The organism is Gordonia terrae (assembly GCF_001698225.1).
GTDB classification, from domain to species: domain Bacteria; phylum Actinomycetota; class Actinomycetes; order Mycobacteriales; family Mycobacteriaceae; genus Gordonia; species Gordonia terrae.
This window is the reverse complement of sequence record NZ_CP016594.1, coordinates 5,581,169-5,597,575: the sequence shown is the minus strand read 5'-3', so window position 1 is coordinate 5,597,575 and position 16,407 is coordinate 5,581,169. Positions and strand designations below refer to the sequence as shown.

15 protein-coding genes are annotated in these 16,407 nt (G+C 66.9%); 6 read left to right on the top strand and 9 right to left on the bottom strand.

The window, feature by feature from the left end:
• The first annotated feature begins 6 nt into the window (after positions 1 to 6).
• From BCM27_RS24810 to BCM27_RS24790, 5 genes are all read left to right on the top strand, one after another.
• Positions 7 to 903: a class II glutamine amidotransferase domain-containing protein gene (locus tag BCM27_RS24810; protein ID WP_004021064.1), complete on the top strand. Its 897-nt coding sequence runs from the start codon at positions 7 to 9 to the stop codon at positions 901 to 903.
• On the top strand, positions 891 to 1,649 hold the full coding sequence (locus BCM27_RS24805) for a GltB/FmdC/FwdC-like GXGXG domain-containing protein (RefSeq protein ID WP_004021065.1): 759 nt from the start codon (positions 891 to 893) through the stop codon (positions 1,647 to 1,649). The genes BCM27_RS24810 and BCM27_RS24805 overlap by 13 nt, the downstream gene beginning before the upstream one ends.
• Positions 1,650 to 1,851: 202 nt before the next feature.
• Positions 1,852 to 3,183: an FMN-binding glutamate synthase family protein gene (locus BCM27_RS24800; protein ID WP_004021066.1), complete on the top strand. Its 1,332-nt coding sequence runs from the start codon at positions 1,852 to 1,854 to the stop codon at positions 3,181 to 3,183.
• Positions 3,180 to 4,370 carry an NAD(P)/FAD-dependent oxidoreductase gene (locus BCM27_RS24795; protein ID WP_004021067.1) on the top strand — a complete coding sequence of 397 codons (1,191 nt, stop codon included), beginning with the start codon at positions 3,180 to 3,182 and terminating at the stop codon, positions 4,368 to 4,370. The genes BCM27_RS24800 and BCM27_RS24795 overlap by 4 nt, the downstream gene beginning before the upstream one ends.
• 4 nt (positions 4,371 to 4,374) lie before the next feature.
• Positions 4,375 to 5,067: a helix-turn-helix domain-containing protein gene (locus BCM27_RS24790; protein WP_004021068.1), complete on the top strand. Its 693-nt coding sequence runs from the start codon at positions 4,375 to 4,377 to the stop codon at positions 5,065 to 5,067.
• A gap of 9 nt (positions 5,068 to 5,076) precedes the next feature.
• Here BCM27_RS24790 and BCM27_RS24785 read toward each other — a convergent pair whose 3' ends face one another.
• The 6 genes from BCM27_RS24785 to pdhA form a co-directional block, all read right to left on the bottom strand.
• Complete coding sequence (locus BCM27_RS24785; protein WP_033204315.1) at positions 5,077 to 5,763, bottom strand: EthD domain-containing protein; 687 nt, start codon at positions 5,761 to 5,763, stop codon at positions 5,077 to 5,079.
• A 73-nt stretch (positions 5,764 to 5,836) separates the two neighbouring features.
• Entirely contained in the window at positions 5,837 to 6,937 is a 1,101-nt protein-coding gene (locus BCM27_RS24780; RefSeq protein WP_373278285.1) for a Glu/Leu/Phe/Val family dehydrogenase, read from the bottom strand.
• A gap of 28 nt (positions 6,938 to 6,965) precedes the next feature.
• Positions 6,966 to 8,348: a dihydrolipoyl dehydrogenase gene (gene lpdA, locus BCM27_RS24775; RefSeq protein WP_004021071.1), complete on the bottom strand. Its 1,383-nt coding sequence runs from the start codon at positions 8,346 to 8,348 to the stop codon at positions 6,966 to 6,968.
• Positions 8,349 to 8,379: 31 nt separating this feature from the next.
• Positions 8,380 to 9,741, bottom strand: a complete 1,362-nt coding sequence (locus tag BCM27_RS24770; RefSeq protein WP_004021072.1) for a dihydrolipoamide acetyltransferase family protein — start codon at positions 9,739 to 9,741, stop codon at positions 8,380 to 8,382.
• A gap of 16 nt (positions 9,742 to 9,757) precedes the next feature.
• The gene (locus tag BCM27_RS24765) at positions 9,758 to 10,747 is read right to left on the bottom strand and encodes an alpha-ketoacid dehydrogenase subunit beta (protein ID WP_004021073.1); all 990 of its coding nucleotides are present in this window, start codon (positions 10,745 to 10,747) and stop codon (positions 9,758 to 9,760) included.
• Complete coding sequence (gene pdhA, locus BCM27_RS24760; RefSeq protein ID WP_004021074.1) at positions 10,744 to 11,835, bottom strand: pyruvate dehydrogenase (acetyl-transferring) E1 component subunit alpha; 1,092 nt, start codon at positions 11,833 to 11,835, stop codon at positions 10,744 to 10,746. Before pdhA ends, BCM27_RS24765 begins: the two co-directional genes overlap by 4 nt.
• Before the next feature lie 143 nt (positions 11,836 to 11,978).
• Here pdhA and BCM27_RS24755 point away from each other — a divergent pair, with 143 nt between their 5' ends.
• Positions 11,979 to 12,473 (top strand): Lrp/AsnC family transcriptional regulator, encoded by a 495-nt coding sequence (locus BCM27_RS24755; RefSeq protein WP_033204191.1) that lies wholly within the window; start codon positions 11,979 to 11,981, stop codon positions 12,471 to 12,473.
• A gap of 24 nt (positions 12,474 to 12,497) precedes the next feature.
• Here the strand turns inward: BCM27_RS24755 and BCM27_RS24750 are convergent, their stop codons facing one another.
• The 3 genes from BCM27_RS24750 to BCM27_RS24740 form a co-directional block, all read right to left on the bottom strand.
• A complete protein-coding gene (locus BCM27_RS24750) occupies positions 12,498 to 14,309 on the bottom strand; it encodes a gamma-glutamyltransferase family protein (protein ID WP_033204189.1) in 1,812 nt (603 codons plus the stop codon).
• A gap of 71 nt (positions 14,310 to 14,380) precedes the next feature.
• Positions 14,381 to 15,079: a GntR family transcriptional regulator gene (locus BCM27_RS24745; protein WP_167550903.1), complete on the bottom strand. Its 699-nt coding sequence runs from the start codon at positions 15,077 to 15,079 to the stop codon at positions 14,381 to 14,383.
• Positions 15,080 to 15,158: 79 nt separating this feature from the next.
• The gene (locus BCM27_RS24740) at positions 15,159 to 16,268 is read right to left on the bottom strand and encodes an FAD-dependent monooxygenase (RefSeq protein ID WP_004021078.1); all 1,110 of its coding nucleotides are present in this window, start codon (positions 16,266 to 16,268) and stop codon (positions 15,159 to 15,161) included.
• Between the last annotated feature and the right edge of the window lie 139 nt (positions 16,269 to 16,407).

The following is a 16,407-nucleotide window of genomic DNA, read 5'->3' as shown; positions in this document are numbered from 1 at the left end:
CTGACCATGTGCGGAATCGTCGGGCTGCATCTGCGCAACCCGGACCTCCACCCCCGGCTCGGCGAGATGCTCGCCGAGATGCTCGGCGAGATGCAGGACCGCGGTGCGGATTCGGCAGGAATCGCCGTCTACGGCAACCCCGCGTGGGCGCCGCCGGGTCACGGCTGCATCTCCCTGCTCGAACTGGACGCGGTGCCCGACGAGGTGTCCGCGATCTTGAGCGCGGCCCTCGGCGTGCCCGTCGCGGCACAGTCGATCGACATCACTCTCGTGGCCTCCGCCCCGGTGACGTCCGACGAACTGCTGGCCGCCGCCCGAGCGGCCTACCCGCACGCACTCGTCGCGGGCTTCGGGTCGGATCTCACCGTCCTCAAGGGAGTCGGTGCGCCCCGCGACCTGACCGAATCATGGGGGCTCGCAGCAGTATCGGGATGGCAGGGCGTCGGCCACACGCGGATGGCGACCGAGTCCGCAGTGACCTCGTCCGGTGCGCACCCGTTCGCGGTCGGTCCCGAACAGTGCCTCGTCCACAACGGATCGTTTGCCAACCACGCGACCATCCGTCGCGAGCTCCGCGCTGCGGGAGTGGAATTCGACAGTGAGAACGACACCGAGGTGGGTGCTCGCTTCGTCGCACATCAGCTGGCGGCGGGCAAGGATGTGGAGACCGCGCTGAAAGAGGTGTGCGCGAACTTCGACGGCTTCTACACCCTGCTCGTGTCCAACCGGGATTCGTTCGCTGTGGTCCGTGACGCGATCGCGTGCAAACCGGCCGTCATCGCCGAGACCGACGATTGGGTGGCGATGGCAAGTGAGTACCGAGCGCTGGCCAAACTGCCCGGTGTGGAGAACGCCCGCATCTGGGAACCCGAGCCGGAGGTCGTCTACGCATGGACACGATGACCGCCGACATGGCCTCGACAACCTCCGTACCCGCCTCCACCGACACGGCGAAAGCTGAGACGATGAGTACCAACCACACCTTCGACCTCGCGAGCACCGCACTGCGCGAGGTCAACTCGACGCTCCACGGCGACATCTCGGGTGAGATCGTCATCGACAACCCGGCCGGCGCACACAGCGTCGCCGCCGGGGTCAACCTCCCCCTGAAGATCACGATCAACGGCCACGTCGGCTATTACGCGGCCGGCATGAACCAGCAGGCCGAGGTCACGATCAACGGCAACGCCGGTACCGGTGTCGCCGAGAACATGATGAGCGGCAGCGTCATCGTGAAGGGCAACGCCTCGCAGTCGGCCGGTGCCACTGCACACGGTGGGCTCCTCGTCGTCGAGGGTGACGCCGCGGCGCGCTGCGGGATCTCGATGAAGGGCGTCGACATCGTCGTGGGCGGAAACGTCGGGCACAACAGCGCTTTCATGGCACAGGCAGGCCGCCTGGTCGTTCGCGGGGACGCGGGCGACGGACTCGGCGACTCGATCTACGAGACCCGCATCTACGTGCGCGGCGAGGTCGCCTCGCTCGGCGCCGACTGCATCGCCAAACCAATGCGCGCCGAACACCTCGACGAGCTGACCGGCTTGCTCAAGGCCGCCGGCTTCGGCGACGACGACCCCCGCGACTACACCCGCTACGGCTCCGCCCGCGAGCTCTACCACTTCAAGATCGACAACACCTCCGCCTACTGAGCCGGAGTGGTAGGCCGCAAGGAGCGCTTGCGACTTGACCATTTGCTCCCTGAGGTGCGAGGAGCGAAGCGCCCCAACTGCTCCCTGAGGTGCGAGGAGCGCTAGCGACCCCGGCCTTCTGCTCCCTGAGGTGCGAGGAGCGCTAGCGACGAGCCACGAAGGGCCGCGACGTCGCACGACCACACGACGAAAGAGAACCACCATGACCAACAACCTGAGCACCGAACAGCGCGGCCTGCGCGAGTCGGCCACGTTCGATCGCACCACCATCGCCGCGATCCAGCGTGCCGCCGAGACCGGCATCTACGACATCCGCGGCTGGGGCGCCAAGCGCAAGCTGCCGCATTTCGACGACCTGCTGTTCCTCGGCGCCTCGATGTCCCGTTACCCGCTAGAGGGCTATCGTGAACGCTGCGACACCGACGTCGTCCTCGGCAGCCGAAATGCCAAGTACCCGTTGCATCTATCCACTCCGGTGACGATCGCCGGGATGAGCTTCGGTGCGCTGTCGGCCGGGGCGAAAGAAGCGCTGGGGCGCGGGGCCTCGGAGGTCGGTACCTCAACTACCACCGGTGACGGCGGGATGACGCCGGAGGAGCGCGGGCAGTCCAAGAACCTGGTTTACCAATACCTTCCGTCGAGGTACGGGATGAACCCCGACGACCTGCGCAAAGCCGATGCGATCGAGATCGTGCTCGGCCAGGGCGCCAAGCCCGGTGGCGGCGGAATGCTGCTGGGACAGAAGATCTCCGAGCGCGTCGCCGGGATGCGCACCCTACCACAGGGTATCGACCAGCGCAGCGCCTGCCGTCACCCCGACTGGACCGGTCCCGACGACCTCGCGATCAAGATCAACGAACTGCGCGAGATCACCGACTGGGAGAAGCCCATCTATGTGAAGGTCGGTGCCACCCGCACCTACTACGACGTGAAGCTCGCCGTACATTCCGGCGCCGACGTCGTCGTGGTCGACGGCATGCAGGGTGGGACGGCGGCGACCCAGGACGTCTTCATCGAACATGTCGGGATACCGACCCTCGCCGCAATCCCGCAGGCTGTGCAGGCATTGCAGGAGTTGGGTGTTCATCGCGAGGTCCAACTCGTCGTGTCGGGCGGCATCCGCAACGGCGCCGACGTCGCGAAGGCGATGGCCCTCGGTGCCGACGCCGTCGCCATCGGCACCGCAGCGCTGATCGCGTTGGGCGACAACGATCCCCGATACTCCGCGGAGTACGAGGCGCTGGGATCGGCCGCCGGCTTCTACGACGATTTCCAGGACGGGCGTGATCCCGCGGGCATCAGCACGCAGGACCCGGAACTGTCGGCGCGTTTCGACCCAGTCCTCGGCGGAAAGCGACTGGCGAACTTCTTGCGCGTGATGACGATGGAGGCCCAGACGATCGCCCGTGCGTGCGGCAAGGCGCACCTGCAGCACCTGGAACCGGAAGACCTCGTCGCCATCTCGATCGAGGCGTCGGCGATGGCCCGCGTTCCGCTCGCCGGGACGAACTGGATTCCGGGGGCCGGCCTGTGAGCACTGAGACCGCCTCGGTCGTCATCGTCGGTGGCGGCCTCGAGGGCGTGGCGGCCGCCTGGGCGTTGGGACAACGCGGCATCACCGATGTGATCGTCTGTGAGCGGGACACCGTCGGTGGCGGGATGACCGGCAAGTCGTCGGGTATCGTCCGCTGCCACTACGGTGTCGGCTCGTTGGCTGCCATGGCCGCCTACGGTCTCGAGGTGTTCGAGAAGGCCGAGGAGATCTTCAGTGCCGACATCGGATTCCGTCAGACCGGTTACGTCGTCGGCGTTGGGGAGCCCAACGTCGAGAGCATGCGCGCGAGCCTCGCCGCGCAGCGTGCGGTGGGTGTACAGACCGAGGAGATCGACGCCGCCGATGTGGCCGCGATGTGGCCGACCGCCGACCTCGACCCGTTCGCGGCCTTCGGCTGGGAGGAGCGTGGCGGGTACGGCGACGCTTATCAGACCGCGCAGGCCTTCGCGGCGTCGGCGCGGGCAACAGGAATCCGAATTCGTCAGGGCACCAACGTCACCGGCCTGGTCGTCGACTCCGACCGGGTGACGGGCGTTCGCCTCGCGGACGGTTCGACGATCTCCGCGGACACCGTGGTGGTCGCCACCGGCGTGTGGACGAAGCCGTTCCTCGCCCCCTTCGGCATCGACGTCCCGATCGAGGTGCACCGCGAGCAGATCGTGATGATTCATCCGGGGGATGATCTCGGAGACGTCCCGGTGTTCTCCGATCTGGTGTCGTTGCAGTATGTCCGCCCGGACGTCCGTGGCGAGATCCTGTTCGGCAACAGCGATCTGGCGGCTCTCGACATCGCGGATCCGGACGGCTACCGCAATCGCGCTGATTCGGACTTCATCGACCTGACCGTCGAGAAGGTCGGCACGCGATTCCCCGGCTTCAGCGATCCGGCGATCACCACGAGCTATGCCGGCTGTTACGACGTGACGCCCGATTGGAACCCGATCATCTCGCGCGGGCCGCTCGACGGCCTCGTGCTGGCCGCCGGCTTCAGCGGGCACGGGTTCAAGATCTCGCCCGCGGTGGGACGGTTGATCGCCGACCTCGTCGTCGACGGTCGCAGCTCCGACCCTAGGGTGCCGGAGACGGACTTCCGCTTCTCACGGTTCGACGACGGCGACCTGCTGAAGACGCGCTTCCCCTACGTGGGGGCGGGGGAGATGCGCTGACCGCATGTGTCAACTGTCAGGAAACGTTGTTTCTCTCTATGCTGGCAGCGTGACCGACGACCCTTTGATCCGGAATCAGTCTGGAATCGCACGGGAACGCCCCGTCGACCAGTCGGTCGAGGAGCTGGAGCTCGAGACGGCGATCGCGCACAACGTGCGGCGCCTGCGACGTCAGCAGGGACTGTCGGTGGGAGACATGGCCACTCGCGTCGGCATCTCCAAGGCGATGCTGTCGAAGATCGAGAACGCCCAGACCTCGTGCAGTCTCAGCACGCTCGCCCGCCTGGCCAACGGCTTCGACGTGTCGGTCACCTCGCTGTTCCGCGGCGCCGAGATGGAGCGGTCGGCGGTGTTCGTCAAAGCGGGCGAGGGCTCGGAGATCGTGCGCGAGGGGTCCCGGGAGGGTCACGAGTACGAGCTGCTCGGATCGCTGCGCGGTGAGCACAAACGCCTGGAATGTCTGCTCGTCACACTGACGGAGAAGTCGGTGACCCAGCCGTTGTTCCAGCACGCGGGAACAGAGTTCCTGTACGTCCTCGAGGGCGTGATGGACTACGCCCACAGTCGCTCGGTGTACCGGATGCATCCAGGCGACTCGCTACAGCTCGACGGCGAGGGCGCGCATGGACCCGTCGAACTCATCGAGCTGCCGGTGCGCTTCCTGTCGGTGATCGCGTTCCCGGATTCGGCCGTGTGACAGCCCGATTCAGGTTCGCGAGCGGCTGAGGTCGAAGTCGTAGCGCGAGGTCGGCATCACGTCGAGGTGACGGTCCGCGCCGAAGCGGGACACGCTCTCGAGCATCAGGGTCATCCGACGCTCGAGTTCCTGCTGATCACCGCCGCTTCCGTAGAACGCGTGGATGTCGCTGACCGCCGCCATCGGGAACAGTTCCTCGACGATGGCCGCGACCGGCGGGGTGTCCTCGGTCAACGGTCGTTCGACGATGTTCTGGACGTAACCGAACGTGGCCTGGGTGTTGATGGCGACCTGGGTGTGGTCGTCCAACCAGCGGCGCAACCACTCGGCGTGGTCGAGTTCGTCGGGGCGACGCAGGAATGCGACGTTGGACAGCGCGTCGATCCGCGTCCCGTCGGCGGGAAGGTCCGGATCCAGCGGTGCCCGCGCGGTGACCTCCCAGGCGGCGATCGGACCGTCGATCGCGGCATCGACGGCGGCCAGGACGGGTCCGGGGCCGCGCGCCCAGAAGGACAGCACCGCGACGATGGGCGGGTCGAGCTCGTCGATGCGCATGGCCCCGGAGACCGCGTCGTCGCTGAGGTTGACCTGCACGCGCGTTGCCCCCGCTGCCGCACAGCGCTCGACGAGATCGTCGGCAGCGGTGCGGCTGGTCCCGTCGCCCCGGATGGCCACGATCACCTTGGAATCCGTCACCCCGCGGACGGTACCCGCTGCGGTCACACGGGGGACGAAATTCGGGTGCGCCGGGGTCGGTGACGCGGTCCGGTCACACGGAGCGAGCCTCGGCCAGACGGGTCTGCGCGATCCGGTCGGCAGCACGGCCGGGGGCGATGGACTCCGCGGCTGCGCGTTCGAAGATCCCGGTCACCGTTCCGTAGATGGTCGCCACTCGACTGCGCACGACGTCGGGCTCGATACCCTCGCGTTCACCCGCGACCTGGATCAGTCCGCCCGCGTTCGCGACGAAATCAGGCACCCAGGTGATCCCGCGATCACGCAGCTGTTCGTCAACACCCGGCTCGAGGAGCTGGTTGTTCGCGGCCCCGCATACAACAGACGCGGTCATACGCTCCAGCGACAACGGATGCAGGGTTCCGCCGAGTGCACACGGTGCGTAAACATCCAGCGCCTCGCCCAGCAGGTCACCTGTTGTGGAGATCTCCGTGAACCGGTTCGCAACCGAGGCCAACGCGGTGTGGTTCACATCGGTGGCGACGACGCGCGCCCCGTCTGCCAGCAGCAACGAGATGAGTTCGGCGCCCACCTTTCCGACGCCCTCGACGCCGACGACACGGTCGGCCAGGCTCGGCGCCCCCCAGGCTGCGGCGGCCGCAGCCCGCATGCCCTGGTACACGCCGAAAGCGGTCATGGGCCCACTGTTCCCGGAGCCGCCCGCTGACGTCGATCGTCCGACGACATGCTCGGTGGTCTCACCGATGATGTCGAGGTCGTCGGTGCCGGTACCGACGTCACCCGCGGAGATGTACCGACCACCCAGGGTGTCGATGAAGCGGCCATACGCCCGCAGCAACTCCGGCGTCTTGTCCCGCGCCGGATCACCGATGATCACGGCCTTGCCACCGCCGAGATCGACGCCGGCAACCGCCGCCTTGTAGGTCATACCGCGGGAGAGCCGGAGAACGTCGGTGAGTGCTGCACCCTGGTCGGGGTAGGCATGGAACCGTGTGCCACCGAGCGCGGGACCCAGTGCGGTGGAATGGATACCGATGATCGCTCGGAGGCCGGTGGCTGCATCCTCGCAGAAGACCACCTGCTCATGGGGGAGTCCGGGGATGGCGTCGGCGCGGCCGAACACGGCGGCGTCGTGGGCATCGTGGCGGGTGTCGACAGTGACGGACAAGGTGATTCCTTCTTCGATGGAGTGGCTGTGCGTGTCAGCCATGGGCGTGAAGTGGCTGGCCGGCGAGTGCGAGATGCGCTTCGCCGAGTGCCTCGGACTGGGTCGGATGTGCGTGGATGAGCGCGGCCACATCCTCTGGGTGGGCATTCCAGTTGACGATCAACTGGGCCTGACCCACCAGTTCACTGATCCGGTCCCCGACCATGTGGATGCCCACGACCGGACCGCCCCCCTGCCGAGTGCCCTCGCGGATCAGCTTGATCCCACCCGCTGCGCCGAGGATCTGGCTCTTGCCGTTGCCGCCGAGGTCGTACTCGGCGGTGGTGACGTCGCCATACTTCGCGCGGGCCTGCGCCTCGGTGAGCCCGACCGACGCGATCTCGGGACTCGTGTAGGTGACGCGGGGAATCCCGGTCTCGTCACGGGGAGACGGTTGTCGACCGGCGATCTGCTCGGCGACGTACAAACCCTGTTGGAAACCGCGATGTGCGAGTTGGAGTCCCGCGACGACATCTCCGACGGCCCACACCCCGTCATGGTTGGTCCGCAGCTGATTGTCCACGACGACGTGGCCTCGGTCGAGTGCGATGCCCGCCTCGGCCACACCGCTGTCGGCCGTGCGGGGTTCGCGGCCCACTGCGACGAGAAGGAGGTCGGCCTCGATCTGCTCCCCGGAATCTGTGCTGATGGTGACGGTGCCTCCGGACTGTTGTGCGTCGAGGACCTTCGTGGACGTCCTGACGTCGATCCCCCGCTTGCGGAATGCGCGAGCGAGTTTCTTCGACGACCACTCGTCCTCGGACGCCACGAGTCGCGGCAATGCTTCGACGACCGTGACCTCGGTACCGAGCGAATCGAGTAGGCCGGCGAACTCCACGCCGATCACACCGCCGCCGAGAACCACTGCTCGTGAGGGCAACTCCGACAGTTCGAGGGCGTCGTCGCTGGTCATGATGCGGTCGCCGATCGGCAGGCCGGGAATGGTCCGGGGTTGCGAACCGGTCGCCAGGACCACAGCGCGTCGCGCTTCGATCAGTTCGCCGTCGACGTCGACGGTCCGGTTTCCCATGTATCGGCCGAGGCCCGAGATGACCTCGATGCCGTGATGCCGGACCAGACCCTGAAGTCCTTTGAACAGCTTGCCGACGACTCCGTTCTTGTACGAGTGGACCCGTTCCATGTCGACGCCGTCGAGTGATCCGAGCACACCGAATCGCGAACTGTCCCGGATGGTCTCGGCGACCTCGCCCGCGTGGACGAGTGCCTTGGTCGGAATGCAACCCCGGTGCAGACACGTGCCGCCGACCTTGTCGGACTCGATCAGTGTCACGGCGAGTCCAAGTTGCGCGGCACGGATCGCACAGGCATAACCGCCCGAGCCACCGCCCAGGACGACGACGTCAGGTGTGCGGGTCATGAAGGTTCTCCTGTCTGCGGTCTGCGCCCGGTCATCCGAGCGCGATCAGTTCGAGCGGATCCGACAGGATGCGCCCGATGTCGGCGAGGAAACGTGACCCCTGTTCGCCGTCGACGAGCCGGTGATCGAAGGACAAACTCAGGGTCGTGATCGAGCGAAGGGCGATCTCGCCGTGGTGTTCCCACGGTTGACGACGAATCGCTCCGACGCAGAGGATGGCCGCCTCTCCGGGATTGAGAATGGGTGTGCCGGAATCGACGCCGAACACCCCGACGTTGGTGATCGTGATCGTCCCGCCCGCCAGGTCGGCCGGCGGCGTCTTTCCCGACTTCGCCGTGGTGGTCAGTTCGACCAGCGCGCTCGCGAGTTCGTGGAGCGACATGCGCTCTGCGGCCTTGATGTTGGGCACCATCAGTCCGCGCGGCGTGGCGGCCGCGATGCCGAGGTTGACGTAGTGCTTGGTGACGATCTCCTGTGCGTCCTCGTCCCAGTACGAGTTGAGGCTGGGGTTCGCCCGCAGGGCGATGAGCAGAGCCTTGGAGATCAGTGCGAGCGGGGTCAGTCGGGTCTCGGCGAACCGGCGGTGAACGCGAAGACGTTCGAGTAGGTCGAGGGTCTCGGTGATGTCGATCGTCATGAACTCGGTGACGTGCGGCGCGGTGAACGCGGAAGTGACCATCGCGGCCGCGGTGTGTTTGCGTACCCCCTTGATCGGTGTCCGTGTCTCCTCGAGATGCCGTGTGGCCGGGGCGGATTCTGCGACGACGTCGGCAGCGACATGGGCGCCGTCGCCGGATGGGGCCGCGCGGTCGGACAGGTACCCGGTCACGTCGGCGCGGGTCACCTCTCCGTGCCGGCCGGTCGGCGTGACCGCGGTGAGGTCCACCCCGTTCTGCTTGGCCAGGAACCGAACCGGCGGCTTCGCCAGTGGACGTCGGCGGCCTTCGGAGACCGCAGGCGTGATGCCCAGGGTGACGGTGCCGTCGGCCGGTGCGTCGTCGACGCGCGGGGTGGTCCCGGTTCGACGCCGGCGACTCGTGCCCTCACCGGCGACTCCGTAGCCGACCAGGACGGGGACACGTTCCGTTTCCCCGTCGGAGGCGGCGGCCGCGGTCTCGGCCGGAACGTCAGATCGGTCGACGGGTCCCCCGCCGGTGTCGATGTCGATGATGGGCCGGCCGACGTCGATGGTGTCGCCTTCAGCGGCGTGCAGTGCGACGACGGTCCCGGCGTACGGGGAAGGCAGTTCCACGGAGGCCTTGGCAGTCTCGACCTCGGCGATCACCTGATTGAGTTCGACGGTGTCACCGACGGCCACCATCCAGGTGACCAAGTCGGCCTCGGTCAGTCCCTCACCGAGGTCGGGCAGATGAAAGGTGTTGACGGTGCTCATGTTCAGGTCCTCTCCGTCACGCGGCCGTAGATCTGTCGACCGCGTCGAGCATGCGGTCGACGTCGGGAAGGAAGTGTTCCTCCAGCTTGGCGGGCGGGTACGGGATGGCGAAACCGCCGACTCGCAGAACGGGGGCTTCGAGGTGGTAGAAGCATCGCTCGGTGACGCGGGCCGCGATCTCGGCGCCGATACCCAGGAAGACCGGCGCCTCGTGCGCCACGACCAGTCGTCCCGTCTTGCGGACCGAGTTCTCGATGGTGTCCATGTCGAGCGGCGACAGAGACCGCAGGTCGATCACCTCCACCGACGTACCCTCCTCCGCAGCGACTTTCGCGGCTTGACGAGCTGTGGTGACAAGGGGGCCGTAGGTCAGCAGCGTGATGTCGTCGCCTTCGACGACGGTCCGCGCCCGGTGCAGGGGGTAGGAGTCGACGGGCGCCTGCAGATCGACCTCGCCCTTCTCCCAGTAGCGCCGTTTCGGCTCGAAGAACAGAACCGGATCGTCGGAGGCGATTGCCTGCCGGATCATCAGATGTGCATCCGCGGAGGTGCTGCACGTGACCACACGCAGACCCGCGGTCTGGGCGAAGTAGCCCTCGGGGGATTCGGAGTGGTGCTCGATCGCCCCGATGCCGCCGCCGTAGGGGACCCGGATCGTCAACGGCATCCTCACGTTGCCGCTCGTCCGGTAGTGCAGTTTCGCCACCTGGGACACGATCTGGTCGAAAGCCGGGTAGATGAAGCCGTCGAACTGGATCTCGATGACCGGCCGATATCCGCGCATGGCGAGCCCGACGGCGGTACCGAGGATTCCGGACTCGGCGAGCGGGGTGTCGACCACACGATGCGGTCCGAAGTCCTTCTGGAGTCCGTCGGTGATGCGGAAGACCCCGCCGAGCGCCCCGATGTCCTCACCCATCAACAGGACTCGTGGGTCGTCTTCGAGGGCGCGCCGCAGACCGGCGTTGAGTGCTTTGCCCAGGGGGAGCGTGGTGGTGTCGGTCATCGTGTCGATCCTTCGAATCCGGCGAGGTAGGTCGCGAATTGTGCGCGTTCGTCGTCGATCAGCGGATGCGGGTCGGCATAGACGTGATCGAAGAGGGACATGGGTTCGGGCTCGACGGTTTCCAGGCAGCCCTTGCGCAGTGCGGCGGCGGTGGTGTCCGCTCGCTCCTGGATGCGGGCGAGAAATGCGTCGTCGACGAGCCCTTCCCGCTCGAGCAGAGTGCGCACCCGGTCGAGGGGATCCTTCTGTTTCCACTCGTCGTCCAAGGCGGCGTCGCGGTAGCGGGTGGGATCGTCGGAGGTGGTGTGCGGACCCATCCGGTAGGTGACTGCTTCGATCAGGCTGGGGCCGTTACCCTCTCGCGCGTTGGCGAGAGCCAGTCGCGTGGCTGCCAGCACGGCGAGCACGTCGTTGCCGTCGACGCGAATCGAGGGGATCCCGAACCCGCGGCCGCGCTCGGCGATCGACACGGCCGTCTGCAGAGACACCGGCTCGGAGATGGCCCACTGGTTGTTCTGGCAGAAGAACACCACCGGGGCCCGGAAGCTGGCGGCGAAGAGGAAGGCTTCGGAGATGTCGCCCTGACTGGTGGCCCCGTCGCCGAAGTAGGTGATCGTCGCGGCGGTGTCGCCGTCGAGCGCCGAGCCCATGGCGTACCCCGTCGCGTGGAGTGCCTGGCATCCGACGATGATCGCCGGGGTGGTCATCCGGTACTCGAGCGGATTCCATCCCGAGTGGGTCGAGCCGCGCCAGAACCGGAGCATGTGTGTGGGATCGACGTCGCGACAGTAGGCGACGCCGTGCTCGCGGTAGCTCGCGAAGACGAAGTCGGACGTGTCGAGTGCCCGTGCGGACCCCACCTGTGCGGCCTCCTGGCCGAGCAGCGGGGCCCACAGTCCCAGTTCCCCCTGGCGTTGTAGAGCTGTTGCCTCGGAGTCGATCCGGCGGACCACGACGAGATCTTCGTAGAGCCCTTGGAGGGCCTCGCCGTCGATGTCGGCGACTGCGGGCGACAGGTCGTCGTCCTCGACGCGGATCCCGTCCTCGGTGATGAGCTGGGCGGGGACGGCATGGAGTTCGAACACCATGGTTCCTCCTGAATGCTGTTGGTGCCATTGGGCAGAATGTTGATTCGACACAAACACCGAATCGCTGTATGCGCAACCGCCTTCCTCTTGGTTGCGCATTCTGCGCAGACGGAACGGGTATGTGGTGTGGCACACTGAGCGGTATGCCAGATCTCGATCGCACCGACGCCCGTCTACTCCTCGCGCTGTGTGAGACACCTCGAGCCACCGGCGTGGATCTCGCGTCCCGGTTGGACGTGTCGCGAAACACCGTGCAGTCAAGGCTCGATCGGTGGGATCGGGACGACGTGCTCGCGGGTTACGACCGGCGGGTCTCACCGCGCAGTCTCGGTCTGCCCTTGCTCGCCTTCGTGATCACCACGGTCGATCAGCGCCGACTCGCGGAGGTGACCGACAGCCTCGTGGGAATCCCGGAGATCGTCGAGGCGATCGGATTGTCCGGCCCCTCAGACCTTCTCATCCGGATCGTCGCCGCAGACACCGACGACCTGTACCGCGTCGCGGGGCTCATCCTCGACGTCGACGGCGTGGAGCGGACCAACGTGAGCCTCGCCATGCAGGAGCTCGTGCCCTATCGCACGCATCAGTTGCTGCGTCGGGCCGCGACGGGCGAGTCGCCGGTCAAAGGAGCCCGGTGACGCCACTACGAGCGTTTCACCGTGTCATCGGCCGGCGGCGTATCCGAGACCACCGCGGGGATTGGCGGCTCCACTGAGGATGCCGCTCAACGGATCTCGACCGACCATGGACAGACGGCCGAGCGACCACCCGGAGGACACGGCGACGTCGTGTCCTCGTTCGCGTAGACCGTCGAGCACGTCGGGATCCACGCGGTCCTCGATCACCAGGCCGCGCTCCGACCGCACCCGCGGCCAGAACGAACTGGTGATCGCGGTGGTGTGGAACATGGGCGCGTCGATCGCCTCCTGGGGCGTGTAGCCGCCGACAACGGTGCGCAGGAGATAGAGCAACTGCCACTGATCCTGTTGATCTCCCCCCGGCGTACCCAGCGCGGCCACGGGCGTGCCGGCACTCGCCAGCATCGTGGGACTGAGCGTGGTCCGCGGGCGGCGGCCGGGTGTCAACGCCGACGGCGAGGTCGGGTCCAGCCAGGTCATCTGCAGTCTCGTCCCGAGACAGAAGCCGAGACCGGGAATCGCCGGCGAGGATTGCAGCCACCCGCCGGACGGAGTCGCCGAGACGAAGTTACCCCAGCGGTCGACGACATCGACATGACATGTGTCACCACGTGTTTCGCCATTGCGAGACACGGTGGGCTCGCCGGTGCCGATGGTCGGGACACCTTGGGGTTCGGACACGGGAGGAATGAAGGGGCGACACCCGGGAACAGTGCCCGGGCGAAAGTCGCCGCTGGCCTCGTCGGCGATCAGGGTCGCCCGTTGAGCGCAGTAGTCCGGGGAGAGAAGGTACTCGACGGCGGTGTCCGGCAGGTCGCGGGCGTCTCCGTAATAGGCATCGCGATCGGCCATCGCCAACTTCATCGCTTCCGTGATGGTGTGGATGCCCTCGACGGTCGACGGATCGATGCTCCGGGACCGGCCGGCCGATTCCAGGATGCCCAACGCCTGGAGCAACACCGGTCCCGAAGACCAGAACCCCGCCTTGACCACCTCGACTCCGTGAAAGCTCCGGACGAGTGGTTCTTCGCGCGCGATGGTGAGCTCGGCGAAATCATGTTCCGTGATCACCCCGGCGTGATCCCGGCCGTCGGAGTGCCGGTGGGGTCGCGATGCGAACGCGACGATCGACCGCGCGATCGGCCCGCGCCAGAGTTCTCTGGCCCGTCGAATGCCCTCGGTCCGCGACGTCGAGGACGAGGCGACCGCGAGTTCGTCGAGGAGTGACGCGTATGAGGGGTTCCGGATGAGATCACCCTCGCTCGGTATGCGGTCGGCGAGCCATACCTCGGCCGAGGTGGGCCAGTGCTCGCGGAAGTGTGGGGCCATCGTCTCGATGACTCCGGCGAGCTTGGGGCTGCACGGGATTCCGTTGCGGGCGTAGTCGGCCGCGTAGGCCAGTACCTCGGTCAGATGCCATGTGCCGTGCTCCTCGAGGATCGACAGCCACGACTCGACGGCCGCGGGTACCGCTGCAGCGAGGGCTCCGGCAGCGGGGACCTCGGGGATCCCCATGGCGGTGAATGCCTCGATGGAGGCGCCCCGGGGTGCGGGCCCCTGTCCCACAACGACTTCGGCCCGGCCTCGATCGGCGGGCGCGATGAGGGCCACCAGGTCGCCCCCCGGGCCGTTGAGGTGGGGTTCCACCACGTGGAGCACGAAACCCGCGGCCACAGCCGCGTCGAATGCGTTGCCGCCGCGCTCCAGCACGGACTGAGCCGCGCCGGTGGCCATCCAGTGGGTCGACGCGGCCATACCGAACCACCCGCGGAGGGTCGGCCTGCTGACGTCAGGCGACGGTGGACGGAAGCGAGTGGTGGAGGACGCCAGGGTCATGTTCTTAGTATGCATACCGGAGCTAATTGGATGCAATTATCGCGGAGGATCCGGTTGCGTGATGTGACAACTCAGCCCCGGTCCTGGTCTTCGACCCATCGGGCGAGGTGTTCGGCCGTCGACCGGATGTGCCACGACATGGCTGCACGCGCCTTGCGGGCATCGTGCGCCTCGATCGCGCGGACGATGTCGTGGTGCTGCTCGAGGTTCTCCCGGAGCAGCCTCGAGCTCCTGGCATAGATCGCGAACGACGAGTTGGTCGGCAGTCGACGACTGACCTCCGTGATCGTGATGCCCAGCTGACGGTTGCCGCATCCGTTCAGGATGGCGGAATGGAAGCGCCGGTTGGCTTCTCGCCACGTTCCCTCGAGGGCTGCGCGATCGGTGTCGCCTGCGTCCAGTGCGGACTCGAATGCGTCCCACGCAGTGTTGACGACGACGAGCAGGTCGTCGGGCATGTTCTCGGCGGCGAGCGCGGCCGCCAGCCCCTCCAATTCCGCACGGACCTCGCCGAGTTCGCGGATGTCGCGTCCGGAGAGCCCGTCGACGAGCGCGCCACGATTCTTGACGATCGTGACGATCCCCTGCGCCTGGAGCACCCGGAGCGCTTCGCGGACAGGAGTTCTGCTGACACCGAACTCCTCCGCGAGAGCCTCGTGCCGGAGCCACGAACCCACGGCGATCTGACCGCCGAGGATTCGGCGCTGGAGCTCGGCGACCAACGAGTCGCTCAACGACAACGGCTCGTCAGCGGTAGGTTCCACCAGCACCTGCTCGTCCTCCACCCAGGCTCGTCGGGACGAGCGCCAATCTTACGGCCTCCTCGGCGCGAGGCGGGACGTGCGGCGATCAGACCTTCAGCGCGTATCGGCGATTCCGGAGGGTGATGTCCTCTTCCGTCGTCGGGAACAGGATGTCGGCACCCTCGCCGGCCAACGCATGCGCGGCGTCGACCACGGGACGCATCGTCGAGCAGTAGGCGTCCAGAGCCGCCGACACCGTCGTCTCCACAGCGAGGGCGTGCGCCAGCGCGGCTGCGCCGGTCATGGCGAGGGTGGTGCCCATACCCGAGAAGAACGACGCGCAGTACCCGGCATCGCCGATCAGTGCGACGCGTCCGGTCGTCCACGAGTCCATGACGGTCTGGCTGACGGCGTCGAAGTAGAGGTCCGGGGTGGACGCGATCTCGTCGCGGATCTCACCGAACTTCCATCCCGTGTCGCCGGTGAAAGCCCTCGTGAGCATTCTTCGGTGCGCGTCGACGTCGCGGTAGTCGTAGTCGATCAGTGGGGATCTGTATCCGAGGATGGCGGACTGTTCCCGACCGTCGCCGCGGACCATCACCATCCTCCCCGGCTCGTTGTAGACCGTCGTGTCTCGAACGCCCAGGTCTGTCGAGCAGCTCCGGATGACGCCGACGTACAGGCCGAGGTGGCGCACGAAGCGGTGCTCCGGCCCGAAGGCCAGACGTCGAACCCCGGAGTGCAGACCGTCCGCCCCGATCACCAGATCGAACTCCTCGCGCCGGGTGTCAGCGCCCCGGATTTCGACGGTGACGTGAGAACCCTCGTCCTCGAGTTTCTCGATCCAGGACCCGTACGACGTGGTGACCCCGCGGGGTACGGCATCGGACAGGATGTCCACGAGCCGGTCGCGCGAGATCTCGATGTCGTCGGGGCTGTCGTAGACATCGGTGTTGGGGGTCACGAGGGCCTGGGGTACACCCGCACGGTCCACGAACGAGAAGCGGTCCTCGTAGCCGACGCGATGGTCGAGCAACAGGTCGTGAAGACCCAGGCTCCGGGCGACATCGAGCGCCTGTCCGCGAACGTCGACGGCGACACCGCCCTGCCGCGGTCCGGACGCACGTTCCAGCAAGGTGACCTCGTGGCCGTCCCGGCTCAGCAGAGCCGCCGCGGTCAGGCCGGCCACCGAGCCGCCAGAAATCAGAACTCGCATCGTTTGGGTCTCCTGCCGAGTGCGGAACCACCAGCTCGCTCCGTGCGGTGGCGTGTTTCCGATGTGTTACGAATCACCTTCGCCATTGACGGTGATTCAAATTGGATGCAATAGTTCTAACACGAATTCGGATTCGCGT

Coding starts and splice junctions, on each gene's coding strand:
- BCM27_RS24810 (WP_004021064.1), top strand. CDS start 7: ATGTGCGGAATCGTCGGGCTGCATCTGCGCAACCCGGACCTCCACCCC.
- BCM27_RS24805 (WP_004021065.1), top strand. CDS start 891: ATGGACACGATGACCGCCGACATGGCCTCGACAACCTCCGTACCCGCC.
- BCM27_RS24800 (WP_004021066.1), top strand. CDS start 1,852: ATGACCAACAACCTGAGCACCGAACAGCGCGGCCTGCGCGAGTCGGCC.
- BCM27_RS24790 (WP_004021068.1), top strand. CDS start 4,375: ATGTGTCAACTGTCAGGAAACGTTGTTTCTCTCTATGCTGGCAGCGTG.
- lpdA (WP_004021071.1), bottom strand. CDS start 8,348: ATGACCCGCACACCTGACGTCGTCGTCCTGGGCGGTGGCTCGGGCGGT.
- BCM27_RS24770 (WP_004021072.1), bottom strand. CDS start 9,741: ATGAGCACCGTCAACACCTTTCATCTGCCCGACCTCGGTGAGGGACTG.
- BCM27_RS24765 (WP_004021073.1), bottom strand. CDS start 10,747: ATGACCGACACCACCACGCTCCCCCTGGGCAAAGCACTCAACGCCGGT.
- pdhA (WP_004021074.1), bottom strand. CDS start 11,835: ATGGTGTTCGAACTCCATGCCGTCCCCGCCCAGCTCATCACCGAGGAC.
- BCM27_RS24755 (WP_033204191.1), top strand. CDS start 11,979: ATGCCAGATCTCGATCGCACCGACGCCCGTCTACTCCTCGCGCTGTGT.
- BCM27_RS24750 (WP_033204189.1), bottom strand. CDS start 14,309: ATGACCCTGGCGTCCTCCACCACTCGCTTCCGTCCACCGTCGCCTGAC.
- BCM27_RS24740 (WP_004021078.1), bottom strand. CDS start 16,268: ATGCGAGTTCTGATTTCTGGCGGCTCGGTGGCCGGCCTGACCGCGGCG.